The sequence below is a fragment of the Candidatus Lokiarchaeum ossiferum genome, from assembly GCA_025839675.1.
GTDB lineage: Archaea > Asgardarchaeota > Lokiarchaeia > Sigyniarchaeales > Promethearchaeaceae > Lokiarchaeum > Lokiarchaeum ossiferum.
Window position 1 is genome coordinate 5,958,545 of record CP104013.1, and the last position, 25,050, is coordinate 5,983,594.

The 25,050-nt window shown below is 32.5% G+C and carries 19 protein-coding genes; 11 read left to right on the top strand and 8 right to left on the bottom strand.

The window, feature by feature from the left end; translation table 11 throughout:
* Nucleotides 1–14 precede the first annotated feature (14 nt).
* Nucleotides 15–2,708 carry a DEAD/DEAH box helicase gene (locus NEF87_RS25335; protein ID WP_457918034.1) on the bottom strand — a complete coding sequence of 898 codons (2,694 nt, stop codon included), beginning with the start codon at nt 2,706–2,708 and terminating at the stop codon, nt 15–17.
* Between the two features lie 205 nt (nt 2,709–2,913).
* Between NEF87_RS25335 and NEF87_RS25340 the strand changes: the two genes are divergently transcribed.
* Nucleotides 2,914–6,234: an AAA domain-containing protein gene (locus tag NEF87_RS25340; protein WP_457918035.1), complete on the top strand. Its 3,321-nt coding sequence runs from the start codon at nt 2,914–2,916 to the stop codon at nt 6,232–6,234.
* A 45-nt stretch (nt 6,235–6,279) separates the two neighbouring features.
* Nucleotides 6,280–8,541 carry a DNA topoisomerase gene (locus NEF87_RS25345; protein WP_457918036.1) on the top strand — a complete coding sequence of 754 codons (2,262 nt, stop codon included), beginning with the start codon at nt 6,280–6,282 and terminating at the stop codon, nt 8,539–8,541.
* 30 nt (nt 8,542–8,571) lie between these two features.
* On the opposite strand, the gene NEF87_RS25350 is transcribed toward NEF87_RS25345, so the two are convergent.
* A complete protein-coding gene (locus NEF87_RS25350) occupies nt 8,572–9,192 on the bottom strand; it encodes a hypothetical protein (RefSeq protein WP_371804256.1) in 621 nt (206 codons plus the stop codon).
* A 72-nt stretch (nt 9,193–9,264) separates the two neighbouring features.
* On the opposite strand from NEF87_RS25350, the gene NEF87_RS25355 reads away from it, so the two are divergent.
* The 3 genes from NEF87_RS25355 (at nt 9,265) to NEF87_RS25365 (ending at nt 11,977) form a co-directional block, all read left to right on the top strand.
* Nucleotides 9,265–10,467, top strand: a complete 1,203-nt coding sequence (locus NEF87_RS25355) for a hypothetical protein (protein ID WP_457918037.1) — start codon at nt 9,265–9,267, stop codon at nt 10,465–10,467.
* An 81-nt stretch (nt 10,468–10,548) separates the two neighbouring features.
* Nucleotides 10,549–11,265: a B3/B4 domain-containing protein gene (locus NEF87_RS25360; protein ID WP_371804258.1), complete on the top strand. Its 717-nt coding sequence runs from the start codon at nt 10,549–10,551 to the stop codon at nt 11,263–11,265.
* Nucleotides 11,266–11,311: 46 nt separating this feature from the next.
* Complete coding sequence (locus NEF87_RS25365) at nt 11,312–11,977, top strand: metal-dependent transcriptional regulator (RefSeq protein ID WP_457918038.1); 666 nt, start codon at nt 11,312–11,314, stop codon at nt 11,975–11,977.
* Here the strand turns inward: NEF87_RS25365 and NEF87_RS25370 are convergent.
* Entirely contained in the window at nt 11,958–13,136 is a 1,179-nt protein-coding gene (locus NEF87_RS25370) for a radical SAM protein (RefSeq protein WP_457918039.1), read from the bottom strand. The two genes, NEF87_RS25365 and NEF87_RS25370, sit on opposite strands and share 20 nt — an antisense overlap.
* 84 nt (nt 13,137–13,220) lie before the next feature.
* The gene (locus NEF87_RS25375) at nt 13,221–13,817 is read right to left on the bottom strand and encodes a GNAT family N-acetyltransferase (protein ID WP_371804261.1); all 597 of its coding nucleotides are present in this window, start codon (nt 13,815–13,817) and stop codon (nt 13,221–13,223) included.
* Nucleotides 13,818–14,111: 294 nt separating this feature from the next.
* Between NEF87_RS25375 and NEF87_RS25380 the strand changes: the two genes are divergently transcribed.
* Nucleotides 14,112–14,663, top strand: coding sequence for a hypothetical protein (locus NEF87_RS25380; RefSeq protein WP_371804262.1), 552 nt, complete (start codon nt 14,112–14,114; stop codon nt 14,661–14,663).
* Between the two features lie 104 nt (nt 14,664–14,767).
* On the opposite strand, the gene NEF87_RS25385 is transcribed toward NEF87_RS25380, so the two are convergent.
* Nucleotides 14,768–15,271: an arsenate reductase/protein-tyrosine-phosphatase family protein gene (locus NEF87_RS25385; protein WP_371804263.1), complete on the bottom strand. Its 504-nt coding sequence runs from the start codon at nt 15,269–15,271 to the stop codon at nt 14,768–14,770.
* A 112-nt stretch (nt 15,272–15,383) separates the two neighbouring features.
* Here NEF87_RS25385 and NEF87_RS25390 point away from each other — a divergent pair, with 112 nt between their 5' ends.
* The gene (locus tag NEF87_RS25390) at nt 15,384–16,037 is read left to right on the top strand and encodes a hypothetical protein (protein WP_457918040.1); all 654 of its coding nucleotides are present in this window, start codon (nt 15,384–15,386) and stop codon (nt 16,035–16,037) included.
* 5 nt (nt 16,038–16,042) lie between these two features.
* On the top strand, nt 16,043–16,411 hold the full coding sequence (locus tag NEF87_RS25395; protein ID WP_457920149.1) for a phosphotransferase: 369 nt from the start codon (nt 16,043–16,045) through the stop codon (nt 16,409–16,411).
* A gap of 122 nt (nt 16,412–16,533) precedes the next feature.
* On the opposite strand, the gene NEF87_RS25400 is transcribed toward NEF87_RS25395, so the two are convergent.
* Nucleotides 16,534–18,438 carry a metallophosphoesterase gene (locus tag NEF87_RS25400; RefSeq protein WP_457918041.1) on the bottom strand — a complete coding sequence of 635 codons (1,905 nt, stop codon included), beginning with the start codon at nt 18,436–18,438 and terminating at the stop codon, nt 16,534–16,536.
* Nucleotides 18,439–18,714: 276 nt separating this feature from the next.
* Nucleotides 18,715–19,467: a hypothetical protein gene (locus NEF87_RS25405; RefSeq protein WP_457918042.1), complete on the bottom strand. Its 753-nt coding sequence runs from the start codon at nt 19,465–19,467 to the stop codon at nt 18,715–18,717.
* A 200-nt stretch (nt 19,468–19,667) separates the two neighbouring features.
* On the opposite strand from NEF87_RS25405, the gene NEF87_RS25410 reads away from it, so the two are divergent.
* Together NEF87_RS25410 and NEF87_RS25415 are read left to right on the top strand one after the other, a co-directional pair.
* Nucleotides 19,668–20,462, top strand: coding sequence for an alpha/beta hydrolase (locus NEF87_RS25410; protein WP_457918043.1), 795 nt, complete (start codon nt 19,668–19,670; stop codon nt 20,460–20,462).
* A gap of 293 nt (nt 20,463–20,755) precedes the next feature.
* Nucleotides 20,756–22,384, top strand: a complete 1,629-nt coding sequence (locus tag NEF87_RS25415; protein ID WP_457918044.1) for an LVIVD repeat-containing protein — start codon at nt 20,756–20,758, stop codon at nt 22,382–22,384.
* 311 nt (nt 22,385–22,695) lie between these two features.
* Here the strand turns inward: NEF87_RS25415 and NEF87_RS25420 are convergent, their stop codons facing one another.
* Nucleotides 22,696–23,700 (bottom strand): carcinine hydrolase/isopenicillin-N N-acyltransferase family protein, encoded by a 1,005-nt coding sequence (locus NEF87_RS25420; RefSeq protein ID WP_457918045.1) that lies wholly within the window; start codon nt 23,698–23,700, stop codon nt 22,696–22,698.
* A 1,119-nt stretch (nt 23,701–24,819) separates the two neighbouring features.
* On the opposite strand from NEF87_RS25420, the gene NEF87_RS25425 reads away from it, so the two are divergent.
* Nucleotides 24,820–25,044 (top strand): hypothetical protein, encoded by a 225-nt coding sequence (locus NEF87_RS25425; protein ID WP_457918046.1) that lies wholly within the window; start codon nt 24,820–24,822, stop codon nt 25,042–25,044.
* Nucleotides 25,045–25,050: the final 6 nt, after the last annotated feature.

The following is a 25,050-nucleotide window of genomic DNA, read 5'->3' on the forward strand; positions in this document are numbered from 1 at the left end:
AAACACAACACAGATCAATTCTTTGAAAAACCAAGTAATTGAAGTTCTCTTATTTTATTTTTATTGAAAACACCAATTTTTTCTAATTTTTGTGGGGAAGAAGTAAGAAATTCTTCAGGGGTTTTCACACCTCCATCAATAAAATTGCGAAAAACCCTTGGATCTTCATTTTTGAATATTTCTAACCAAGGAATTAGCTCTTCCTTTATTCCATATTTGATTCGGAAATAGGCACAGTTCAAATCTTTTCTGTTAAATTTTGGGTAAAATACTTGCAAATAATCATCAGCAAATTTAATTAATCTCGTTAAAGATTCAATAATTGAATAAAAGTCGCTTATATATATTCTTCGATTATTTTCTTGTGAATTAATGTTTAGTAAAATCTCTTCAATTGGAGCTTCATTAATCCAAAGCTGAATTGTTTCTTTGAAATTTGAAAAAATCTTTTTATTTTGTTTTTTTAAAATTTCTTCAAAAATGGGAAAGATCGTTTGGAAATTTACATCATTTTCATTTTGAAAAACATCGGTGAATTTAATAGCTATTTCGCTAACAATTCGCGGAACCAGATAATTTTGTAGTCCGATTTTACCCAATTTAGTACAAGTATAAGTCTTTAGTACATTATCCGTCCCTTGAATGACTCTGAATCGTAGTAAATCATCGATAATTGTTCCAGAAAATATAGTTTTATTGAAAAATAGTTCAAATTGATTTAAATTTTCCATTATTTGATCTTTATAAGAGTTTTCTGATAGATGTATGCTTTGTGGGAGTGTTTTTTTTTCATAAACTGAATCTAATATGAATTTAAATGTATATATTGTAGTAGAAACGTAGATACAATATTTTGACATAAAATTTCTATGTAAATCTTGTTTTGTTCTCCATCGACTCTTTTTACAAAGATTACAATTGCAAATTATTCCCTTTTTCAGTGAAAAATGAATTTTAACAGGGCTAATATTTTTTTTCATCTGAGAAATTTGCTTAGAAATATCATTATTTAAGACTAAATGTTTTTCTTTGTTATTACTGAGCATTTTTTCCAAATTTGATTCATGTTTTATTGAAATTTCGATTTCTAAATCCAGATAATCCATTGGGATGAATTTTAAAAACTTTATTGAAATATTAAGTTGTTTCAACAAAATTATTTGCTGTTTACTCGTTATAGTCTTTAACAAAGCTAAATAATTTAAGGGAGATAGTTGTAAATATGCATCAATTGGAACATTTTTGTCTTCCATCTGATACCACATAAGCGAATCTTGAATAAAATCAATAAAATGTTGAATGGTAAAATTTTCCGTTTCAAACGCTTTTAATAATACCATCTCTTGGAGTAAATCAATATTCTTCGGAAGTGATGATTTCAATAATTCATATTTGGGGACAAGTTGGTTGTTTTTGGATCTTTGAAAATAAAAATCCTCGATAAAAACGCGTTCTTCAACATTCTTTGCTAGTATATATACCATTCCTTTTGAATCAAATCCTGGTCTTCCGGCCCGACCACAAATTTGATGAAATAGATTCTTGTTCATAGGTTTTTTTTCAAATCTTTGTCGATTTGAAGTGCTTTCGTTTAAATTAGAATTAAGAGAATGATATAGTAATATATCTTTAATAATAACTGTTCTCGCGGGGGTGTTAATTCCAGCGCTAAGTGTGTTTGTGGTGCATAAAATCTTGATTTTTCCTTCCAAGAAATGATTTTCAATAAAAGTCCGTTCATAACTGTTTAATCCAGCGTGGTGATAAGCAATACCATGGGCGATGATTTGACGAATTTCTGGTGAAATATTCTCCCATTTCGTTTTATTAGGAGAGAATTTGGTTTGAGAAGGGTGATTGATCTCCAACATCAGCTTAATTGCTGAGTTTTGTATTAATTCTTCGCACAAATTCATGGTATCTTTACGAGAATTCGTAAAAATTAATATTTGTCCATTTTCTTCTAAATTTTTTTGACAGATCAATGCAATTAAATTGAATTTATTATGGGAGTGTCGAATTATATAATTCAACGGGATTGGTCTTATATCCTCATATATTGCTCGTATTTTTCGCTGTCGATACTTAATTTCAAGAAAATTGAACCAATTTACAATTGCTGCTGGATTTGCGATTGTTGCACTTAAATAAATCAATTGAGGAGGGAACTTTAATCGATAAATCCTTAATATTAGGTTTTCTAATCTGGGACCTCTCTTCTTCTCACCTAAAATATGAATTTCATCAATAATTATTGTAGTAATTGTATTTATCCAGTCAAAATGTCCGTTTGATCGAAGGTAGGAATCAAATTTTTCATAAGTCATTATTAGCAAATCCGCAGAATTCAAATCTGTATAGCTGATATCTTGATCGCCAATGGCCATTTCTATTTTCAAATTCAAGGATTGGTAAATTTGATTAAATGTATGGTATTTCTCTGTAGCTAAAGCTTTTAAAGGGACTAAATACAAAGCACTTCTGTTAGAAGTTAAAATAGTATTAATTGCTGCGAGTTCACCAATCAATGTTTTTCCACTTCCAGATGGGGTAGAAATCAAAAAAGAATAATCGTCAAAAAGACCCTTATTAATAGATTGATATTGAATCTTTCTAAGTGAATGAAGGCCTGAATTATGCAAACATCTTATTGCTTTACTAGGAAAATTGAAATTTCGCAACACTGTCTCCAGATCACTATTAGCCATACAGAACTTTATCCTCCGATTTATAAAAAGACGTTATCATTTTAGCTGGAATGGTTTCTTTTTCTTATAATTCTTAAATGGATCTATATTTTAATAAATAGCAGTGATCGTTGATTTTTAATAGTTACAGATTAATAATTGATAAAAGAATTAAGATGGGAAAAAAACCACATTGAATACTGAAAATCAAAGGAGTTTTGCGGGAATGTTTGAAAATAATGTTTTAATTTCGCTAAAATCTCCATTAATATGTAAATTAATAAAAATCATCAAGTTTAATGTAGAAAATGAATTTTTAACGGTAATCATTGAAGATGATGAAAAATCTCAAATTCTAGCATTCATCTATGGTGATTTAGCTCAATTTCTCAATACTCCAGTAATACAGGCATCTTTACTTCCATTATCTATCACAATTTTCAAAGGTCAATTCAAAGAATTAAAAAAAGGAAATTTATACTTGGAAATTCATCAAGCAATTCTGGATAATCAAACTTATATCAATTCTAACTGGATTGGAACTCACGAATATTGTTCTTTGCAAACTTATTTAAAAATACATGTAAATATTAGTAGTGCTCCAAATGAAAACTTGCTTTGGGGTAATTTATTCCACGATTATTTATCAAATATTTTTAGTCAAAAAAACTTGGCAAAACTTGTAAAACACCCAACCCCACTTAAATCTGCAGTTAAATCCGCTTTTATTAAAGCAATTTTTCAAAATTGGAGATTATTTGTTGCTTTAAGAAAGGATTATGGGGCCGCTATCGATGAATTTGAATCTAATTTCTTTGATGATGAAGTTCAGTTCATAATTGAAGAACTAAATAAATATAAACAAGAATATGGAAACTTTGAATTCGTTTGTGAGAAGATGGTATTTTCAAAACATTTTGGTTTGCAAGGAAGAATTGATAGAATTGTTCAAAATATTCCTTTTACTCATTTTAAAATTATAGAAACAAAGACGGGTAAAAGCCCTCGCTCTTCACAGGTTATTGCCTATTATCAGAGTATGGCTTATGCGACAATGCTCCAAGAATATTTTCCATCCAAACTTGATACAATTTTAATTGAATATCCTCGCTTGGGTCTAGAAGATCGCTTTATTAAATATGATTATGATGAAAGGGAGTTATTAAAAGTTTTAAAAATTCGGAATGAAATCTGGAATATTTATATGGGTGCATTTCCTCCAAGAAACAATTTACTCCCATGTTCTAAATGTGGATCAAAAGAAATTTGTACATTTTACGAGTTTAAATTTGCCAAAGAGACAAACCAAGAAATAAATACCGACAATCGATTCAGAACTATATTTGAGAAAAATACTAAAACTCGAACACTATTTAAACGGGTGAATGCTTATCATTCTTGGTTTTTTTGGTTGTTAAATCAAGAATTTTTCTTAAATCTTAAGTTAATTAATGAAATTCACTCCAATCCTGAAATTCGAGAAGCTAAAGGGAATTGTATTGCAAATTTATCTATGAATCTTAACCAAATTGCTGAAAACCCTTCCCGTTTTATCAAAAACCTGAGTTTTATTAAGGATACCGGCGAATTAATAGAGAATACGAGATTAAGGGTAGGTGATTATGTTATTATAACTCCACAAAATTACATTCCATTAACCTCCGAAAGTGAGCGTGGGTTGGTATCAGCAATCACAAAAACTCAAGTTTTCATTGAACTTGCAAAATCATTGGAGAAGGGATCGCATTTCTTTTCTTCTTCCAAATATCGCATTGATTTAACTACTAGCAATTTCATGGTAGATTTGCAAAAAACATTTCTCGATACTCTTATTCGAAATGCTTTTTATCCCAAAGTAACATCAACTTCTACTTTACTTCATTTATTGCTCTTTACTAAAGATCCCCAATTAAACCAATATAATAAAATAACTCCTTTGAACACTGAAATGTTCCAGAAATTTGATTTTTCCCAAAAAAAAGCTGTAGAAGTTGCATTGAATAGTCTAAATCTAACTTTAATTCAAGGGCCTCCTGGTACGGGAAAGACAACTGTAATAGTGGAAATTATTCATCAATTATTATCTGGGTCACGCCTAAGAAAAAATACAATAAAAAAAAATCATAAGAAAGGAACGTTGGGACATTATATGGAAAAAACGATTGAGAAAGTTCATTCCATTCGTCCAATTCTTTTAAGTTCATTTACAAACAAAGCTCTGGATAATATTATCTTAAAATTACTTAAAACTCATCCTAAATTGAAAATTGTACGGTTGGGAAATATCTCATCCATCAAGGATCCCCTTATTTTAAGTCATTCTATTGAAAATATTTGTGCTCGGCAATATAAATTGCCCAATGGCGAAAATGAAGATATTATTGACCCGCTCAAGGTTCAATTAATTCTGGAAAAGGCCGATATCGTTGCTTGTACAACAACCGTAGCTGGAAATGTAATTCTTACAAATATTGGATTTGAAACTGTAATTTTAGATGAAGCAGGCCAGATAACTGAATCTTCGGCGCTTATTCCATTATTGAAAGCGAATAAATATATATTGGTCGGAGATCATCAACAACTTCCTCCTATCGCAAAGGAAATTCAACAAGAAATTCCTAAAGAAATCGAAGAATATTCTGATGTTTTGCATTTAGATCTTGAAAAAGGACTTGGATGTTCAATTTTTGAGCGATTAAGTGTTGAATTCTCAAATTCTCCAAATTTTGTTTTACTCTCCTATCAATATCGGATGAATTCTCAGATCAGTGAATTTATATCTCAAACTTTTTATCATGGAAACCTTAATACTGGTTCCATCGCATCAAATAATGTCGGATCGCAGACTTTAAATGATTTTTTTGAATCATTTTGTATATCTAATTTTAATTTGAAAGGTAAGTTTAGTAAATATTTAGAACCGGAAATCCCAATGATTTTTCTCGATACTAAAGAATTGAATTCTCTTGATTCTGGACAATTTGATATCTCTAAAAAATTAGAATCAAAATTCAATAGTTGTGAAGCTGAAATCATTGGAGAAATAATTGGCAGTTTTCTCTTTGAATTAGTTCAAGAAGGGATCAAAATCCCCACTATAACTGAAATTTTTAAAAAAATCGGAATAATATCCGGTTATCGTGCCCAAAATCAATTAATTCGAGATGAAATCCATAAATTTATTGGTCGAAAATATTCTGGTCTCCTTGAAAATTTATCGTTGAAATCTACGGATTTGTTGAGTATTGGGAATAAAATTGTGGTCGATACAGTAGATCGGTTTCAAGGTCAAGAACGTGAAATAATTTTTTATAGTTTCGTTGATTCCAACCCTAAATTGCAAATCCATTCTTTAAATCAAGAAAAACGACGATTAAATGTGGCAATTAGTCGATCCAAGAAGAAAATCATCTTTGTGGGCAATTCTCTAACTTTATCCAAATCTGTCCCTTCAGATTGCTCTAAATCCAAAAATGTAAAAGAAATTCACTCAAATTTAATCTCTTATATCAAAGATTCTCAGGGGTATTTTATTTTAAATAAATAAAAGATTAATAAATTTCCTTAAAAGACACAACAATTTGATCCGATTATGGCGACCTTAATCATATCTGAAAAAAATAAAGCGGCTCAAGCAATAGCTGAAGCGTTAGGGCCAGTGAACAAGATTTCAGTTAGTAAAATGGTTAAGGTATATCATGTAACTTCCAAAAATATTTATGTCGTTCCGTTACGAGGTCATATACAGCAATATGAGAATACTGGACCATATAAAAAGTGGACTGGGAATGATCCTCGAGAAATTATTACTAATCCTTCTGCTATTGAAAAAATCCCTTCACAATATGCAGGACCTTATATTTCTGCTTTAAAAAAATATGCCAAAATTTGTGATTTATGCATAATTGGAACAGATGCTGATGTTGAAGGGTGTAATATTGGGATGATGGATGCTTTTCCCTTTGTTAAATCTGCCAATCCAAAAATTCAAGTTAAACAACTATGGTTAAATGATTTGCAAAAAACAGGAATTCAGTCTGCCTATGCAAATTTAATTCCTCCTAAATGGTCTTGGGCAAATAGCGGGGAAGCACGTGCCATTTTGGATGCCATTATTGGTTTTTCGGCCACCAGGGAAGTTTCATTGACTTTGAAACCGATTTTAAATGCAATTAATGTAAAATTTACATCCATTGGGAGGGTTCAAACATCCTTATTATATTTGTTATATCAACGTGAACACTTAATTCGGAATTTCGTTTCATCTCCTTTTTGGACTCTTTCAACCAAAATTAAGATCGACGATCGGGAAATTATTGCGAACCACTTGAAAAATAATTTTACAGATAAAATGATTGCAGAAGGAATATATAATAAAATTAAAGATGAAAAAGAAGCTTTAATAAAAGATATTAAGAACACTTCTCGAGTTATTCAGCCTCCAACACCACTAAACACCTCGAAAGCACTCCTGTTGATTACAAAGACATTAAAAATTAATGCTAAAGCCGCTTTAAAAACAATGGAAGATCTCTATCTAAATAAAATTATCTCATACCCCAGAACAGATTCGGATGTATATTCTAAATCTTATGATCACAAAGAAATACTACAAAAATTTCTTACTCATAATCATTATGGACAATTTGTTCAAGATCGGTTCAAACAAATGAAAATCTCCCCGAAACAAGGAAGAGTTAATGCAGGTGATCATAGTCCCATTACCCCTCTAATTGCTTTGGAACCTTCTTCATCAAAATTTGAAAATGATTTACAAAAAAAAGTTTACAACCTCATAGCTCGCCATTATTTAGCCACGTTTGGGGATCCTGCTGAAGAATCTGACACAAAAATCTTACTCCTTATTAAAGAAGAACCCTTTTTAGCCCGCATTTCTGTCTTATTGAAACCTGGTTTTTATGATATCGCTCCTTTTTTAGCAAAAAAATATGATGCTCCCTTGGATTTCATACCTAAATTAATGAAACTTTCAAGTTCGACTCCAAAATTGCCAATATCCAAAATAAATTTTACTGAAAAGCAAACTCAACCTCCTCCGCGATATACGGATACATCATTACTGAAATTGATGGAATTGAAACATCTTGGTACAAAATCAACACGTCCTGCGATAATTCAGATACTGCTCGATCGAAATTATATTGAGCGGAAAAAACGAGCGGTTTTTGTTACTGAGCTAGGGTTTTTGTTAATTGATGCTTTGGTCGAAATTTGGAAACCTTTTCTTGAACCCCAGTTCACTGCAGAAGTAGAAGATCTTTTAGAAGAAATTCGGAATCAGACCAAGGGTAAAGATGCTGTTGTTCAGGAAATAAAACAGAAATTTCTTCTTCTATTTGATAAATTTAGAAAAAATAAACCTGCTTTTATTGTAAAAATGAATTCGTTACAGAAAACGGGTAATATTTTACGGGGTAGAGATAATAAAATTGTAAAAGGTAAACAAAATGGGGGAAAATTATCTGGATCTGGAGCAAATTCTTCTCAAACTCCAGTAATTTTGACAACTAGCAATTGTCCCAAATGTAAATCACACCCAATGAAATTTGTGATCAGTCGGGACAAATCAAAGAAATTTTTTGTTTGTTCTGATGATAATTGTAAGACATTTCTATCCCTTCCTAAAAAAGGGTCTCCAAAACTTCTAAAATCCACTTGTTCTATTTGTAATTTCAACATCGTTAAAATTACATCTACATACAATAAGAAAAAATTTGACTACTATATATGTCCATTATGCTGGACATATGGATTAAAGACTCAATCTGGTCAAGGATTTTGTTCGAAATGCACTAAATACAAAATTGAAAGAGGACGTTGTATTAAAAAATAGAGCCTAAATATATGGTTCCTTCAAAAAATCTTAAAAATTTTCTGCCCCTAATAACACGATGTACCTAAGAGATGATAGTGGTATCATGATGAAGTGTTCATACGTCATCTGGATTGTTTTTTTTGCATTTCTCCCAATTAATATTGCATCGTAAAATATTAAGTGATTCATTTCATCGACAACCAATCTATCTCCAATGATTACTCCATTATTGTGAGTAATTGCTACCGGACGATTTAAGATTTCTCCAGAAACGAAGTCCAAATGATTAATTTGTTTATAATCGGTGTCTAAAAATACACAAGAAGTTTTTAGAAAGCGTATTATATTTGGATAACTGGCTGAGAATCGAGCTTCATCAAATTCGTTAATAATTTCTTGCTCCAATTGAATGCAATAATCTATTCCATTAACATCATTGATTGTACTTGTCCGATCTTCAGAATATGCTTTTCCATTTCTAAAACCAATATGCATGCCGGTAATTATGATTTGGCCATCTTCTATGTTCAAATTATCAGAAAAGATCAAAGTATCCGTGCTTCCCGTTAATTTAGTGATAAATCCTCCTTTGAAAATTCCTTGAATTAGGATATCATTGAATTGATCTATCATGATGTTTGATTTTGTATCGGTTTCGAAATCACTCATTTGATTCTAATTTTAATAAAACATTCCATACCTAAATTTTTTAGCACTGAATATCCTTGAATAAATTAGCATATGGAGTCTCCCCAAGGAAAAAAATTCCTTCGAATTTTACAGAATTCATTAAGCCCTTTTGAGAATTTTGTGGCAAAACTTGACATTGATGAACCTCTAAATTTAGTGGATAATCGCCAATATATTATAAAACAACTAATTGATCTCCTTAATTTTGAGAATCCCGCAAAAATCATACCCATTGCTGGTGATACTGGTCAAGGTAAAACATATATATGTTGGGAGATAAAAAAAAATTTACAGATTCATGGTTCCCCGATTTTCTTTCAAGTTCCAGCCAATTCAAAATTATTCTATTATGATCTTTATACAAAGATTATTGAAGAGATTGGGGCAGAAAAATTGCGCGATATCACGACTAAAATTTCTAATCGCTGGGGAGCAAGTGAGATAAAATATGGTCTTTTTCGAACTACAAATTCAGAAAAGGTCATATCGCGAGCAAAATTAACTACACGCTATAAATGGAGCAAGTACCCCAAGGAACTTGAAGATTGTATTAGAGCAATCATTATTCATGCAATGGATCCAGAAGCATCTCATCTTGCAGAAAGATGGTTGTTAGGAGAAATCATGGACAGTGATGAACTTTTCTTCTTAGGGATTGAAAATAACCTTTCTGCAAAAGTTGTTGCTGAAGAATTGTTAAAGCTTATTGCAGATTATCTTGACGATGGAATTTATTTAATATATGACGATTTAGATAAAAATTGGGTAAATTTTTCTCATATTCAAGACATAGATGATGATTGGGCTAATTCCCTTGAAGAAGACTCCCCAGATGTATCTTCTTCTTCTACAGATATATCCTTTTTTGAACAACTTGTTCAAGTTTTAAATGAATTAAATAAAGTGAAAATTGTTTTTACTATGGATTATAGCTCAAAAGATGAAATTTTATCACATTTTCCTGAAAGTATTGCTGATTTTATTTCTCCTATTATTCCATTAAATAATTTTTCTTCAAGAGACACAAAACAATACTATAAAGAGGCGTTGAAATTGTATTTAAAAAAAAATCAAATGGATTATGATTTGAAGAACCCTCTTTTTCCACTCAATGAAATTATATTGAAAGGAGTTTTTAGAAAAATTCATGGTAATCCACGATTAGTAATTCGTGAATTTCAGCAAATATTTGATGAAATTATATTCGATGGCGTGTCTATTTCAGAGTTAGAAGCCAAATATTCTCTATACTAAGAATTAATGATAAAAACTTTTTTTCTACACAATAAGTATACCTTAATCTTTCTTTAAAAAAATGGAAATCTCGGAACAAGAATGAATACAATAGAAATAGATCCGGAACTCGGAATTAATTTAATAGAACTTTCAGTTGCTACTTTAGAACTAGATCGTTTTGAAATTCTTCAGAAAAATTACGACATACAGTCTCTCATTGATGAAATTTCAACAAAAATGCGTTCAGTGTATACAATTGAAAAAATTAAAGATAATCCTGTTATATCTCAATATCGTAACTTCTATTGGAAAAAATTGAAGGTAGATCCTACCAAAATCCGCCCCGCTAGTGAAGCTTTAATTAGAAGAATTTTAAAAAACCGAGAAATACCCAAGATTTCTCCATTTGTTGATGCATATAATTGGGCTAGTATAATTAGCTTGATTCCAATGGGTGGTTATGATTTAGATAAAATAAATCTTCCAATAAAGATTCGCATGACCGCTGAAAATGAAATTTTTCATCCCATTGGTAAAGATTCGCATGTTTTACCTGAAAAAACTCTTGTCACATCAGATAATACGGGAAAGATTTTATGCCAGTATCCTTACCGTGATTCACAATTATCTATGGTGACTACAAAAACCTCACGAATTTTGCTAATTGCTTATGGTGTTGAAGGTATTTCTCAAGAACTCCTCACTTCAGCTTTGGAAACAACTAAGGAACATTTAAATTTTCTGAAAAAGAATGGAATTATAAAATATCATCCCAAAGATATTTTATTTTTTGGAAACAAAAGGAAAATTATTTAATTTATAAACAAATCATCAAGCTTGAGAATAAAGGACCTGAATTATAATGCCCCCAACCAAAAAAGGAAAATCAGAAAAGAAGGAAGAAGGTTCACATCATGTAACATCTTATCGTGGGGTTACCGTTCGTGATCAAGAATTTTCGGAAAGTTACGATGAATATTTGGAAGTAATTTATCGATTATCTCTTCAGAATCCTGGGGGGTGGGTTAAAAATAAAGAAATTTCTACACGTTTGAATGTGACTGCTCCATCTGTCACAAATATGCTTGAAAAATTATCTGGGGCTAAGTTCATTGACTGGAAACCTCGTAGTGGTATCCGATTAACTGAAATTGGAAGAAATCGTGCGAAAAATTTGGTTACTTACCATATTGTAATCGAATTGTTTCTTCAACGCATTTTAAAGATGGAAGATGTTGAAACAATTGATCGAATTGCGTGCGATTTGGAACATCATTTAACCGATGATATGAAAAATCGTTTTATTGATCTGCTCGGAATTACCGAGAATCTGACAAATGTGGATAATTTTATACTGGAAGATAAAATTCCAAAGCATATTGAAACGCGACCTGTTTATACGGAGAGAGAATTATTCCAAATTCTCGCTAAGATTGAAGCTACAATTGATAAAGAAACAAATATTGAAAAAAAGCAATCAGACAAAATTCATTCGATTTTTGCTTCATTCAATCGACAGAATCAATAATGGCGTAGGCTTCATTTATTGGAGAACATCCTCCACATCTTATGCATCCTGCTTTGTTTTTTAATGGATTTAAACCAACACGTTTACATTCTTGGGCTGCAAATCTTACTATTTCTGAAAAATTCCTTGAATCTGTTTGGGGGATCCTTATTTGTACACCTTGAATATATCTTGCAGGAGTAATTAGTGGGATGGCTCCGGCTTCAATCACTTGAGTTAGATTGGTCTTAGATTTTTCCAAATTTGATTCAAATCCTGTAATCACAAAGGTACTTACTTGGTTTTTCCCAAAAATGCGATTTGCCTCATTCCAATGTTCAATATAAGTGCTAAAAGAAATTTTACTCTTCCCTGGGCAAATTTGATTCCGGAGTTCAGAATCCAAAATTTCTAAATGTATACCGATAGTATCTGCTCCTGCATCATGAGCTTGTTTATACCATGATTTATCCGCCATCGGTTCGATTTGAATATGAATTTGTATTTCTGAAAATGAAGATTTCAAAATTTTTAAAATTGGAATATATTGGGCAATTCCTTTATCTGGAGAAGAAGATGTTCCAACAGTTAATGTAAGATGCTTGGCAAAGTTAGAGTTTTCCTTTCTAGCCTCTGAAATGGTTTCGACTAGCTGAGCTGCCGTTTTTATTTCAGTTGTAGCCCCATTGGCTAATGAAAATTCAATTCCACAAAATTTACATTGTTGGTCGCCACGCCAATATTTACATCTTTGATTTATAGTGGTGGCTAAAGTTTCATCACCATGAATTAAGGCGATTTTACTGTACGGGATTGAATCTGAAGTTTTTTTAGAATAAAAGTGGGGAACCGGAAGAAGAAAAAGTTTTGGAAGTATTTTATCATCCTGAGTTTTATGTGTATAGATCACTTCATTAGTGGGTAAAATGTCCTGGATTATTAATGTTGTATCCTGATGGTCATCAATCCAAATAGGAGTACTTACTAAAGTACCTGTTGAGAATTTAAAATATCTTCCTCCTGCAGGACCTGCGCCTCCTTTTCTTCCTAAATTAAATTGAATGCCTCGCCTTTTGAGATCTTCAATAAGATCTTGAGAAATAATTATCCCCTCACAGAGAAGAGTAATTTTGGTTTCTAAAACTAATTCCATAGCTGTTTTTTTTATTGAGGTCGTCATTCAATGTCTAGGTTATTAGATGAACAAAATTTAAAAAAATCTTGGGTTTAGATTATTAGCTATTACAAAAATAGCACTTCTGAATCAGATATGCTTTTTGTAATTCCACTCTTTTTTCAATAACGCATAAAAAAACTCGTCACCCCATGCTCCCTTAAAAAATATATTTTCAATGTAGTGTCCTTCTCGTCGAAATCCTAATTTTTCAAGCAATTTGAAAGAACTATAATTCTTGCAATCACATGAAGCGTATATTCTGTGCAGATTTAACTTATTAAAAGCAAAATCTATGATCGCTGAGACCGCTTCTGTTGCAAATCCCTGTTTTTGAAATTTAGTTGCTAAAGTATATCCAATTTCTGCTTGTTTTGCATCTTCTGTGACAAATAATGCGCAATCTCCAATATGTTGGCCCGTTTCTTTTAGTTTCCAAACAATTTGATTCCAATTTCCAGGATCCCCAATTTTTTTACTTACTAAATTGTTTATAAAATTGTAACCATAGGCTTTATCTAAATTCGGTTCCCAACTCTGATATCTTGCAACTTCTGGTTCATTCCGATATTGGAGAAATGAATCAAGCTCATAAAGTGATATATTTCGAATTATTAACCGCTTTGTTTCAATTAAAACAGGTGGTTCTAGTGGATTCCCTTGAATTTGTTCTTTAGGTAGGTTCATAGCATTCACACAATGTTGCTGTAGATGTATCAAAACTCGAAATGAAATGCTTACTAGCAGATTAATATTTGTTAGGATTCATTTTTTTTTTAACTTTTCACATTTATCCTATTCCAATAAAAATTTCCATTTTCTTTCATGAAATGTATATAAATCTACATCTTTTTCCAGATTTTGTCATTTTTTGATTGCCTTGGATAAATCTCTTACTCCTTTCAGTTCATAAAAAAATGAATAATGATTTTGCAAATTTCTCTATATTTTTATTGGATCAGTACCTTAATAGAATATAGGATGGATACTGAAACCCGATTGTTTGATGAACCAGTTCGATATATTGAAAACCAGATTGTTGAGTTCTTCGTGGAAAATGTTGATATTTTGAAAAACGATTCACAATCAAAACTCATCTATGCTTACTATTTAATTCATCATAAGTTAAGCAAAGACAACTTGATCATATTGACCGGTTTTGATCCACAAGATATTTCCTCATCCTTAAAAGTTCTTGTGAAGATGGGGTGCATACGTCAATATGCAAAATCTGAATCCACATACGTTTTAGAAGATTTCACAATCACACCCATTTCTTTCTCATTTGTTGACAAAATGCTTTTAGATCAAGGGAAAGTAAAGGAGTGGAGACCACGATTTCGAAATATAAAACAAACTTTAGTATCTAATGTGCAGAATATTAATATTTTACACGGATACTATGCAGTATATACTTGGGTTGTCAAAATTTTGGATTTAATGCCTGGTTATGATGAAAACTATATTGATATCAATACAGTAAAAGATCGTAATTTTGCCTATTTGCCATTTTCCAGATTTTTCACCGTATAGGACTGAAGTTTTGTTTTTTTGTTTCTCATATTTTAGCAAGGTTTATTTCGCTTTTCATGCCCGTTTCATTGACAAATGCCTTCTTCTATGACATCTTTGTTAATTCATGCAATTATTTCCCAATTTTTCACGATCTGCTTGCACAAATTGTTTATTTTATCTAATATCACTTCATATCCGTGATAATCCATTCCATACGGGTCCTCAACATCGCCACTTAAACTTGCCCCTTCGGATAAAGTTTGAACTTTCCCATTTTTTAAAAAGTTACTTTCTTCAATATTATTTTTTCCAAACCTCGAAATTATGGTATCTTTCATATATTGTTCTAAAACATAAATAATATCTGATTCTTGGACAAGATCTTTCGATATTTTGGTAGATGAAAATTTTTGGATGTCTAACCCAATATTTTTTTTTTCAAGATACCTTTGGGAATTTAATGACATTTCACGAAAGGATGGATCTAAACCAGCGGATCTAATTTCAATTGATTTCAGTGCTGAAATTGTGGAATTTTTTAAATAGTATTTTAACATATATTCTGCCACGGGGCTCCGGCAGATATTTCCATAACAGATTACTAAGACCTTTTGTGGAATTTCCATAATAAATATTCTTTTTTTGTGCTAATAGGTTTTTACCTTAACACACTCAGATTTTAAAAATTGATTTTTTTAAGCAAGTGAATCGAATTGAAAATTATAAGTGATTTAAATAATGAATGTCCAAAGTGCTACTAAACAAATATTATCAATAGAAAACATCAAGAAAGTTGTTCAAATACATTATGGTATTGATGTATCTATAGGAAAAATCATGGAATTGTCTGAAGGGTATTATTCAACTGCTTATTCCATTGAATTGCTTGATTTTGATTTTGATATTGTACTTAAGGCTGCTCCTATCGATAACTTGCATCAATTAACATACGAATTTCATGGAATTGAAACTGAGATCAAAATTCTTCAAATGCTACAGAATAAACTCAAACACTTGTTAATCCCTTCCCCCAAGTTAATCACATTTGATTTAACATGTTCAAAAATCGACCTTAAATACTTCATCGTAGAAAAATTTACAGGGAAATCTTGGAAGAGCCTTAAAAAAACATTAAGTGATAAAGAAAAAGGTTCAATCCAAAAATCCCTCGGTTATATTCAAAAACAATTGAATTCAATACAAAATTCTCATTTTGGACCAATTTTTGATCCTAACCATCCTGATGAGTTCAAACTTAAAACTCTCTCTTGGTCTAGAACGTTTAAGGGCTTGATGGACAATTTGTTTATCGATTCAGAAAGATTTGGTGTAAAAATCCCTGTTAATCATGAAAAAATGGATCAAATTCTTGCAAAGCTCATTCTTCCTTAGAGGAAATAACAACTCCAAAATTAATTCATTGGGATTTATGGGAAGGAAATATTTTTCTAAGGAAAAATGGGGATGATTGGATAATTGAGGGTATCATTGATTTTGAACGAGGTATGTGGGGTGATCCACTTATGGAATTGTTTTTCCGCAATGAATTTCGAAACCATGCTTTTTTAGAAGGCTATGGATCTTTCTCATTTAGTGATAAATCAACTCGAGTTAGAGACCATTTGTACGATATTTACCTTTCCTTGATCTTTATTATTGAAAGCACAGCACGCCAATGTCAAATATGGCATAAAGTTGGTTTTAAAATATATGGCTGGCTAAAATTTGCTCAGAATTGGCGAAGATTGAAAAAAATTTTAAAGTAGGTCAACAAAGGATTTTCCATTGTTTGATTGAATTTGCTTGGAATGTGGTTTTTCTATTTTTTTTCTTCACCAGATACTAAATTGAATCTTCTCGTTGAATAATAACACTTCTATTTTTACTGCTAAAATAAAAATATATTTTGATGGTCAATTTCAATGTCCGAAAGATATTTTACCTCCATTTTTATTATTTTTCCATCGACAATCTCGATATTTCGATACGCTCCGCTTTTTTCTGAGGATGACAATTTTCGAATTCCCAGCGAAGGTGTTTGACAAACTAGGGGTAAATGATCCAAAATGAATTCCATGGGATACAATGAAGTATAATCATCATAATAGATTGAAAAAGGTTGACTTCGCCCCAGATCTTGAGGGGAATAAGAAAATCGAATTTCATTAGCTTCATGAGTATGCCCTGCTAAATTTATCATGTTATATTTTAACATCAAAGCAAGAGTATTTTTCCAATTTCTACTAACCGACCCGTAATCGAATTCCAAATGCGGATCTGCTCTACCATTAGAAGTTCTTAACCTTTTTAAATTGCGTTCCTTGAACATTGAAGGATGTAAATATTTCATTTTTTTAAAAATTTTGAGAAATTTTCTCAAAACGATATTTTTTATTATCGGGTTTAGCATCGGGCTGTGAGTCATAAAAAAATTATTTGTTTTCCCATCTTCTTTCATAATTCGTGAGGTAACAGTCTTCATAAATAAATATTGCCTATCAGAAAACCCTTTCGACGCAGGATTGGCCATCAAGAGGTCTTTCATTCTCAAGATTCGCTCACCCCGTGAATTCATCAACAAAAATCTATTTTTCCCAAATTCTATAAAGTAATCATCAAAAGGATTTACATATTGATAATAGGGTCGGAGGCAATATTTATCAACGGCTAAGGCCTTGTAGTTCGCTCTTGGATATGGATCTTTGAAAGTCTGTGCCTCCAATAAATGGAGTCCGAAAGTCCGATAAAGTCCTGCAGTATGCAATGAGTAGGGATATATCCGAACATCATGATTTCCTGTAATCGTATAGAACGGCACTGCTAACTCTTCATGTTCGACAATATTTTTTGCGGCAATCCCTTCTCGTAATTCGATCGGATCATTCAAAATTAAATTTAGAAATGTTTCCCAATTGGATTCCGTTATTTTATATAGTTCCTTGCTCCGAATTGTGTTCTTAAGATAATAATCGATGATATCACCTGTCATGAAAATAACATCTAATTTCTCTAAACTTGCGCGATAATTGGCCCAGAGTATGAATTGTCGTAATTTATTATTTGGATTTTTAAAACGCGATTGAAGGTCGAGTTTCTGTATCAAGGGGGGAAGTTTATCAAAATTGATCTTCAGCTTATGTTTCGATAAAATATCTAAAAATTCATCATATCGCTTTCCAATATGAAGATCGGTGATTTGAATGAATTTTAAATTATCCCAAGATTTCTTCCGGATAACTAACGAATGATAACATATTCGGTATATTGGATAATCTTTATGTGTATCTTGAGCTGAAAATGTTTGGTAAATATCAAACATCAGAAATGGATGATTTTGTAGAAAAGTGGTGTTTTTTGAATCTTGATGAATCTGAAAAGTCCCGGTTGCAGAAAAAATACAGCGATTTGTCCCAAAAAAATTATGACGGAGAAGAAAAGATGGACGATCATCTTTCAATTGATAAAGATCTTGTAAACACTCGTTTTCTATACAAAGAGATAAGTTTTGTTTTATATCAGATAAATTAATGGGAATAGGGTAGCCCCGAATAAGTTTACGGGTTTGAGGATCGTGTTCATAAAGCGGAACCGCAAAAAGCTGATTTTTGAATTGGTCTTTTAATTGAGTTAGGCTAATTTCCTCCTTTGCTACTATATTTAATTTGAATTCAAACTTAGGATGCTGGTTTATCGCTTTCTCTTCTATTTTTTCCACTAATATTGCAGGATACCCAATATTTGGAGAAGCAACAAAAGGAAAATCCATATAATCTTTGAATTCTGCATTCTTCATTTCTATACCCTCATTGTTTTAGAAAACTCAATTATGGTAAATTTGAAAGAAATTATCCATGTGATAATAATACATTACCTAAGTTAAATTCACTTTTGCAAAAACTAATTAAAATGAAATTAATAGATTGGTTTAGATTCATTAGATAAAAGAGAAATTATCGAAAAGGCAATCTTTTTTTAATTGTTTTGATTCCAATCAAGAAATACAATTTCACTGTTGAAATTCTTGTTCTTTTTTCCATTAAGATTAAACACTCAAATCCCGTTTAGGTTCTTAGACTTTTTTTCCCAATTCACTCTTTTCATTTTGTTTCCAATACTCAAAATCATGATCCAAATCGTCCATATAGTGATCAATTGTTTCTGAAGATCCTGCATTGAAAAGTGCTTGAAAATCGTTTAATACTTTCTGATTGGCTTTTATTTCTTCTATTATCTTTGGAAAATTGAAGGATATTGCTTCTTGCAAAATTTGATCCAAAATTTGAGTTGCTTGAGTATATTGATGGTAGGAGATCAGTTCGGGGATTTTTTTAAGTTGTGATTTTATTTCTTTTTGTTTATTCGCCTCTTCTTCGAGTAAATCTTGATGGAGTGCGGTTATAACTTCGATCAAATTTTGATCTATAAACTGGCTAATCTTTTTTGAGTATAAATTCTGTTTAAATCTTCGGGTAAGTTGAATCGCTTCTGTCTTTCTGTTTTGTTCAATTAGAGTTTCAATTTTATCTTTCAATTCTAAAAATTGTACATTTATTGCAGTTTTTTTTGATAGATAAACTAAAGTGGTTGAGTTAAGACTGACATCTTCAAGTCGAAACTCCTTCTTCACTGTTTTAAGAATTGATGAAGCTTGGTCAAATTTTTTTTCTGAAATCGCTTGATTGATTTCTTCAATCTCCCTATGATGAATATCCATCAAGTGGTGGATTAGTTCATCTTGTTTGTTAGGAATCCGATCTGCGATCAGTTTCGCCAAAATTATTAATACTGCAAATATGAATATAAAAGTTATTCCAGATGGCATTTGATTGATCATCTCTTCAAGTGATATATGAAATGACGTTATATAAAATTAGGTATGCATGATATCAATGCTTCTCCATCATTTCTGTTAGTTTGAACTTTTTTTATCGTAAAATTAATCCATTCGCATTATCACTCAACACTGAATTCCCGTGCACGAATGAAAAAACCTTTTTAATCCCAAACAGATTGAAACAAACAATGGAAAAGAAATTCCTCATAACGAACCAACGTGATTATGATCTACACACCATCCATTATTCCCGTTTGGAACAATTCAATCCAACACTCCCCTTAGTGATCCTTGTTCATGGATACTGCGGGGATAAAGAAAATGCGGGTTATAATAATCCTAATTTTGATAAAGGAAGATACCACAAATTGGCTACTGCATTATTGGAAGTCGGGTTTGAAGTTCTAGCTTTTGATCTGTCTGGGCAAGGTGAAAACATTCGCGAACCCATTAGAATTTCCCATGCCATCCAAGATTTAGAGGATGTTTATATCTATGCTCAAAACCTAGGTTATCATACCATTGGAACTGTGGGGTATTCTATGGGGGGATTAGTGTCCCTCCATGCTCGGCTTCCCGATCGCAAGGTCGCCGTGTTTTGGGCTCCGGCTTTCTATCCTTCTAGAGCGGCCAGTAAATTGAAGCGAAAATTGTATTCTCTCATATTATCCTTGCGAAGAAAACCAATCAAGGCGGGGGCAAATTTTCAAGATGTGTTAATAGATAAGAAAAGTTTTCAAGAATCGCTCTTGGGAACTCCTGACGTTATGTTGCAACAATTTACTATTCCGACCCTAATATTGCAAGGCGATTGTGATCCAACAGTCCAACAAGCATGGACTGAAGAAGCCTTCCATAAAATGCCGCAAGATGCAAATCACCGCATAAAGATTATTCCTCGCGCAGAACACCACTTTCATCGGGAAATTTTACAGGAATTTATCACCTTTACTAGAGATTTTTTCCTTAAGCATCTTAAATAATTTCCTTGGAGATTCTTTTTTTAATTCCAGGAAATCCATCTATTTTTCCGATCTTTTAAGTAAATCCCCAACATAATGAACTTGTCTATTTGTTCTCCCTAATTTGAAAATATTTTCTGAAACGGTTTAAATTTTCTTCCTTCTGTTTTTTATTTTGATACTCTCTGAAAATAATTATGAAATGTCTCTATTCCTCTTTTTCCAATTATCCCTCTCGAGTTGTTCACCTCTTCTTCCTTTGTTTTTTTTCGACAGAGTTGAAATTTATATACCCTTTTTGTTAATAATAGATCATGGATTCAAAACGACAACTAATGATTTTTCTTCTTTGTCTGTCGGTACTAAATTCACCAAACTCCATCATAGATGGATCTGGCTTTGTTGAATCAGCATCTTCTGATCTTTTACCTCTTTATCACCTAGCTCTTTGGAATGACACTCGCTTTTATGAACAAGCATGGGGAGGATTTAATGACATTGTGCTTGTAGATTCCTATGTAATCATTGCCACCAATTCGCTTGGGTTACTCATTTTGGATGTTTCCAATCCCATCAAACCTGAATTGGTTCAAGAACTCCATTCTAATATCACTTTTACCGATTTAACTTTGACCAATGACCTTTTATACGCATCGGCCGAGGATGAAGGCTTGTTCATATTTGATATTTCCAATCCTCTAAATTTCATCTTGGAAAATAAATTTCTTCCACATACTCGATCGTTTTCTCATTTCTATTTCCAAGATGATCTTGGGTTTGCTGCTTGGGATCAAGATGGTTTTACTCTCCTCAATCTCAGTTTTCCAACAGAACCAGCCATTCTTTCTGAATATAATTCCACTTTAGGATCTGTTTATGATATTATTTCCATCCAAAATAATTTATTCATCGCCTATGGAACCAATGGTTTTGAAAGCGTTAACGTGTCCGATAGCCTTAATCCCACTCAAATTAATTATTACAATCAAACTGCTCCCTTTTGGGATGATGAGAAATCGTGGCGAAATCAAGTTTTTTCGTTTTTTACGCATGAGAATTCCCTTTTCCTTGGAAAAAAGGGTGAATTTGATATTCTTGATATTTCTAATCCGCTGTCTATCGAACTTTTAGGATCAACTCGCTTCAGTAAATTGACCTATGGATATGATGAGTTCACTAAGATGCAAGTTGTGGGAAACTATCTGTATTCATCTCGATCGGGTGATGGTCTAACAGTATATGATATTTCCAATTATAGTTCCATTTTCTATACATCGTCGCTCTATTTTCAGTATCCTTATTCCGATGGCGATTATTCAAGTTTTCGCCCTTTCCAAAAATCTTTTGTCCTTACCGATTATCTCTTTCTGGTTGATAGTATTGGTATGATGAATATTATAGATCCGGGGTTTGATACCGACTCCGATGGGATGACTGATGGGTGGGAACGAATCTATGGTCTTGATCCATCTACAATAGATGGCAATATGGATCTCGATGCTGATGGACTAACCAACTATTGGGAATTTCAAAATCATACTTATCCCAATAGGTGGGACTCGGATCGTGATGGGATGGCTGATGGATGGGAGGTTTTCTACGATTTAAATCCTTTATTGGATGATGGCTCTCTTGATTTTGATAATGATACTCTCTTAAATCGCTGGGAATATGGGAATGGTACGAATCCGCTTGTTGCCGATACCGATGGCGATTGGATCCCCGATCAATGGGATGCCGATCCGCTCTCAGCCTGGTATCCATGGGGATTTGGACTACCTGTTATAGCAATTCTTGCTCTATTTTTGCTTCTGCGGATGAATCAAGTTCTCATCGAAGATCTTCAAATTCAATGGCATTTATTGCGACACAAAAATACCGCATTGACAAAAATCCAAAACTTTACTCTGAGAATGGGGCGTTATATCTTCTCCCGCCAATAAAGAATTTACTAAAGCCTTGATCAAATTACATTCTCCTTAAAACCATAATTCCTAATCCGTGGATAAGATATGGTGGCAAATAAGCAAGAAGTTAGTCCAATTTTTTTCCTTGAAATGATTAACTTACAATTTTCTCCAAAATATATCCATTTTCCTTTCATTTCTTGGTTGGTTCTCCACAATTCAAAGGCAAAACACGCTTCAAATTCCCCACATTTTTTCCTACTTTCCATTTTAAAAAAATTAATCCGTATTTTTGTCTCATTTCTGTTATAACGGGAAAAAAATAAAATTAGTCGAATTTGAATGTTTTATATTTCCGTTGCAATGCTCTTAAATTCATTTTCACATGGACGTCCTTGACATACCAAGGCTTTTTTCTGCCCGGGTTTCAAGATATAGGCCCAACAGATGGCTAAGCCTTCCAGATCATGCACACACATTTTATGTTCATGTTCCTGCAATAATTTGTTAATTTTGTCTGGGGTGATATCTCCCTTATTTTCCTCCAACCATTGGACCATCCGTTTCTTTCGACTCACTGTTAAATCATAGCAGCCTTCGTATCTATCTTGACTTACAAATTTTAACATTTCAGGATCATCATATAAGAGACTAACATATTCAAATCCTGTAGTTGAATAAGTTACTTTCGTTTTCTTATAGTGTACTTCTACTTTCGCAATGGTACTGTCCTTATCCATTATTAAATAAACTGCTCCCCATACTTTCGGCATGTTTTGAAGATATTCCACGGCTTCTTGAACCGTATGAAAATTTTCAAGCATATGATGTATAGCAATATTGGCCATGATCCCGGGATCTTTATGATCAAAAGACGCAGATACATTGGAGATCGCCAAACCCGATTCATTTATACCTCCGTATCGGGATAATAACGGCCAGTGAAAAGTTACTCCAAAGTGCTGCAATTTTTGTGAGGCCTTACTATAACACAGGCGAAGACTACCGGCATCTTCATTCCTCCATTCTTGCACTTTCACCAGTAATGGTTGACCATCTTTGGTGTGTTTTCCCCCAATCGCTATCAGTTGGCACGCTGTTTGAAAACGCATGGGGGTAAATTCAAAGGCTATAATTCGTCGATAATCGACATTTAGTTCATCTGCTAAACTTTTTGCCAACTGATACAAATCTGGTGTATGAATTTTAATTACTTCTTCATAATCGCCAATTTGATCAAATATCTGTTCTGAATATTGAGGGGGGTACCCACTCTTAAGTTCTGGTAGAAGATAGCTGGATAAATGTTTGGCCCTGTCTGTTATTGATCCATAAGTCTCGATTTCTTGCATAACCAAATAAATTATGCCTAGAATTTAAATGTTTAGGTGATTCTGGGCAATACGTTTTTAGTTTCGAGTGATTGGGGCATAAATATTAACTTTCATAAAAATTTGTTTAAATCTATGCTATTTTTCCCCCATTGGGCCAAAAATTTTTACGTTTCAACTTTAATTTATTTAATTTTTTTATCAATATTATTATATAATACAAATTATTCCCTTTTTTTCACTAAAAACAGACACCTTGCTTTTTTTTTTAGTGAACTATAGCTCATAGTTCATCATTTATACAAAAATATTACTATATCGGTAAATGAATCACAGAAATGAGAAAAAAAATAATTTGAATAAAAATCGAAGCTGACTTTTTCCCAGCCATGGTGAAAATTCCTGTTGGTTCTGCTCAAAATTCCACTCGCCCATTTTTCGGAGTTTTTTTAAGGAAAATCCACCAAAATGCCCCTTTTCCACGTTTTCCGAACAAATATTTCTCGCATTCCACCCATTTCTTTCCCTACGGGTCTCTCCATGATCCTTTTCCCCTTCTCCTATGATCTAATCTTTCACGCTTGATGCCAACACCAATGGCGATTGGATTCCCGATCAATGGGATACCGACCCCACTTCATCCTTGTATCCATGGGGATTTGGAGTTCTTGTTTTAGCCCTTTTAAGTATTTTTGCGTTTTTACGGGCCACTTAATACCTCATCGATGATCTCCGAATTGAATGGTAATCTTTGCGCAAAAAATTATATCGCTTTGAAAAAAATCTAAAACTTTAATCTGAGAATGGGGCGTAATATCCTCTCCCGTTAATAAAGAATTTACCCGGGCTTTGATCAAATTTCATTCTCGCTTGAAACTAAAATATCTAACCCATGCGATAAGGTGTGCTGGATAATATCCACGAAAATTATCCCATTTTTTCCTATTTCATCTTTCTCCATATTTTCCCTTTTCGCTTTGATTGATCAAGATTCTCTTTTCTCAGAAAAAACCTCGAGCCAAGAGGGAAAAAAAGAGGGTAAAAATCCGTTGAATTTTCTTGGAAACATTCGAAAACATGGGGTTAAATAGATCCTCTCGAGTAACTTTCTTGGATGAGTCGTTCGGTGAGGTTCGCTTCATGATCAAAATATCGCCAGATGCCCGGATTGTGAAAGCGATCTATCTCGGGTATGATGTGGTCGCACACAAAGTTCTATTTCAAATTCCTCCTGATGAAACGATTTTCAGAGCTCAATATAATCCCAGTCTATGGGTCTCCCAAGATTTGAAGTTGCATGATGAGTTGTTAATTCAAACTTTGGATGGGTCGCTAGATGAAGTCTTTTCGTTACAGAAAATCTAAATCTGG

Coding starts and splice junctions, on each gene's coding strand:
- NEF87_RS25335 (WP_457918034.1), bottom strand. CDS start 2,708: ATGGCTAATAGTGATCTGGAGACAGTGTTGCGAAATTTCAATTTTCCT.
- NEF87_RS25340 (WP_457918035.1), top strand. CDS start 2,914: ATGTTTGAAAATAATGTTTTAATTTCGCTAAAATCTCCATTAATATGT.
- NEF87_RS25345 (WP_457918036.1), top strand. CDS start 6,280: ATGGCGACCTTAATCATATCTGAAAAAAATAAAGCGGCTCAAGCAATA.
- NEF87_RS25350 (WP_371804256.1), bottom strand. CDS start 9,192: ATGAGTGATTTCGAAACCGATACAAAATCAAACATCATGATAGATCAA.
- NEF87_RS25355 (WP_457918037.1), top strand. CDS start 9,265: ATGGAGTCTCCCCAAGGAAAAAAATTCCTTCGAATTTTACAGAATTCA.
- NEF87_RS25360 (WP_371804258.1), top strand. CDS start 10,549: ATGAATACAATAGAAATAGATCCGGAACTCGGAATTAATTTAATAGAA.
- NEF87_RS25365 (WP_457918038.1), top strand. CDS start 11,312: ATGCCCCCAACCAAAAAAGGAAAATCAGAAAAGAAGGAAGAAGGTTCA.
- NEF87_RS25370 (WP_457918039.1), bottom strand. CDS start 13,136: ATGACGACCTCAATAAAAAAAACAGCTATGGAATTAGTTTTAGAAACC.
- NEF87_RS25375 (WP_371804261.1), bottom strand. CDS start 13,817: ATGAACCTACCTAAAGAACAAATTCAAGGGAATCCACTAGAACCACCT.
- NEF87_RS25380 (WP_371804262.1), top strand. CDS start 14,112: ATGGATACTGAAACCCGATTGTTTGATGAACCAGTTCGATATATTGAA.
- NEF87_RS25385 (WP_371804263.1), bottom strand. CDS start 15,271: ATGGAAATTCCACAAAAGGTCTTAGTAATCTGTTATGGAAATATCTGC.
- NEF87_RS25390 (WP_457918040.1), top strand. CDS start 15,384: ATGAATGTCCAAAGTGCTACTAAACAAATATTATCAATAGAAAACATC.
- NEF87_RS25400 (WP_457918041.1), bottom strand. CDS start 18,438: ATGAAGAATGCAGAATTCAAAGATTATATGGATTTTCCTTTTGTTGCT.
- NEF87_RS25405 (WP_457918042.1), bottom strand. CDS start 19,467: ATGCCATCTGGAATAACTTTTATATTCATATTTGCAGTATTAATAATT.
- NEF87_RS25410 (WP_457918043.1), top strand. CDS start 19,668: ATGGAAAAGAAATTCCTCATAACGAACCAACGTGATTATGATCTACAC.
- NEF87_RS25415 (WP_457918044.1), top strand. CDS start 20,756: ATGGATTCAAAACGACAACTAATGATTTTTCTTCTTTGTCTGTCGGTA.
- NEF87_RS25420 (WP_457918045.1), bottom strand. CDS start 23,700: ATGCAAGAAATCGAGACTTATGGATCAATAACAGACAGGGCCAAACAT.
- NEF87_RS25425 (WP_457918046.1), top strand. CDS start 24,820: ATGATCAAAATATCGCCAGATGCCCGGATTGTGAAAGCGATCTATCTC.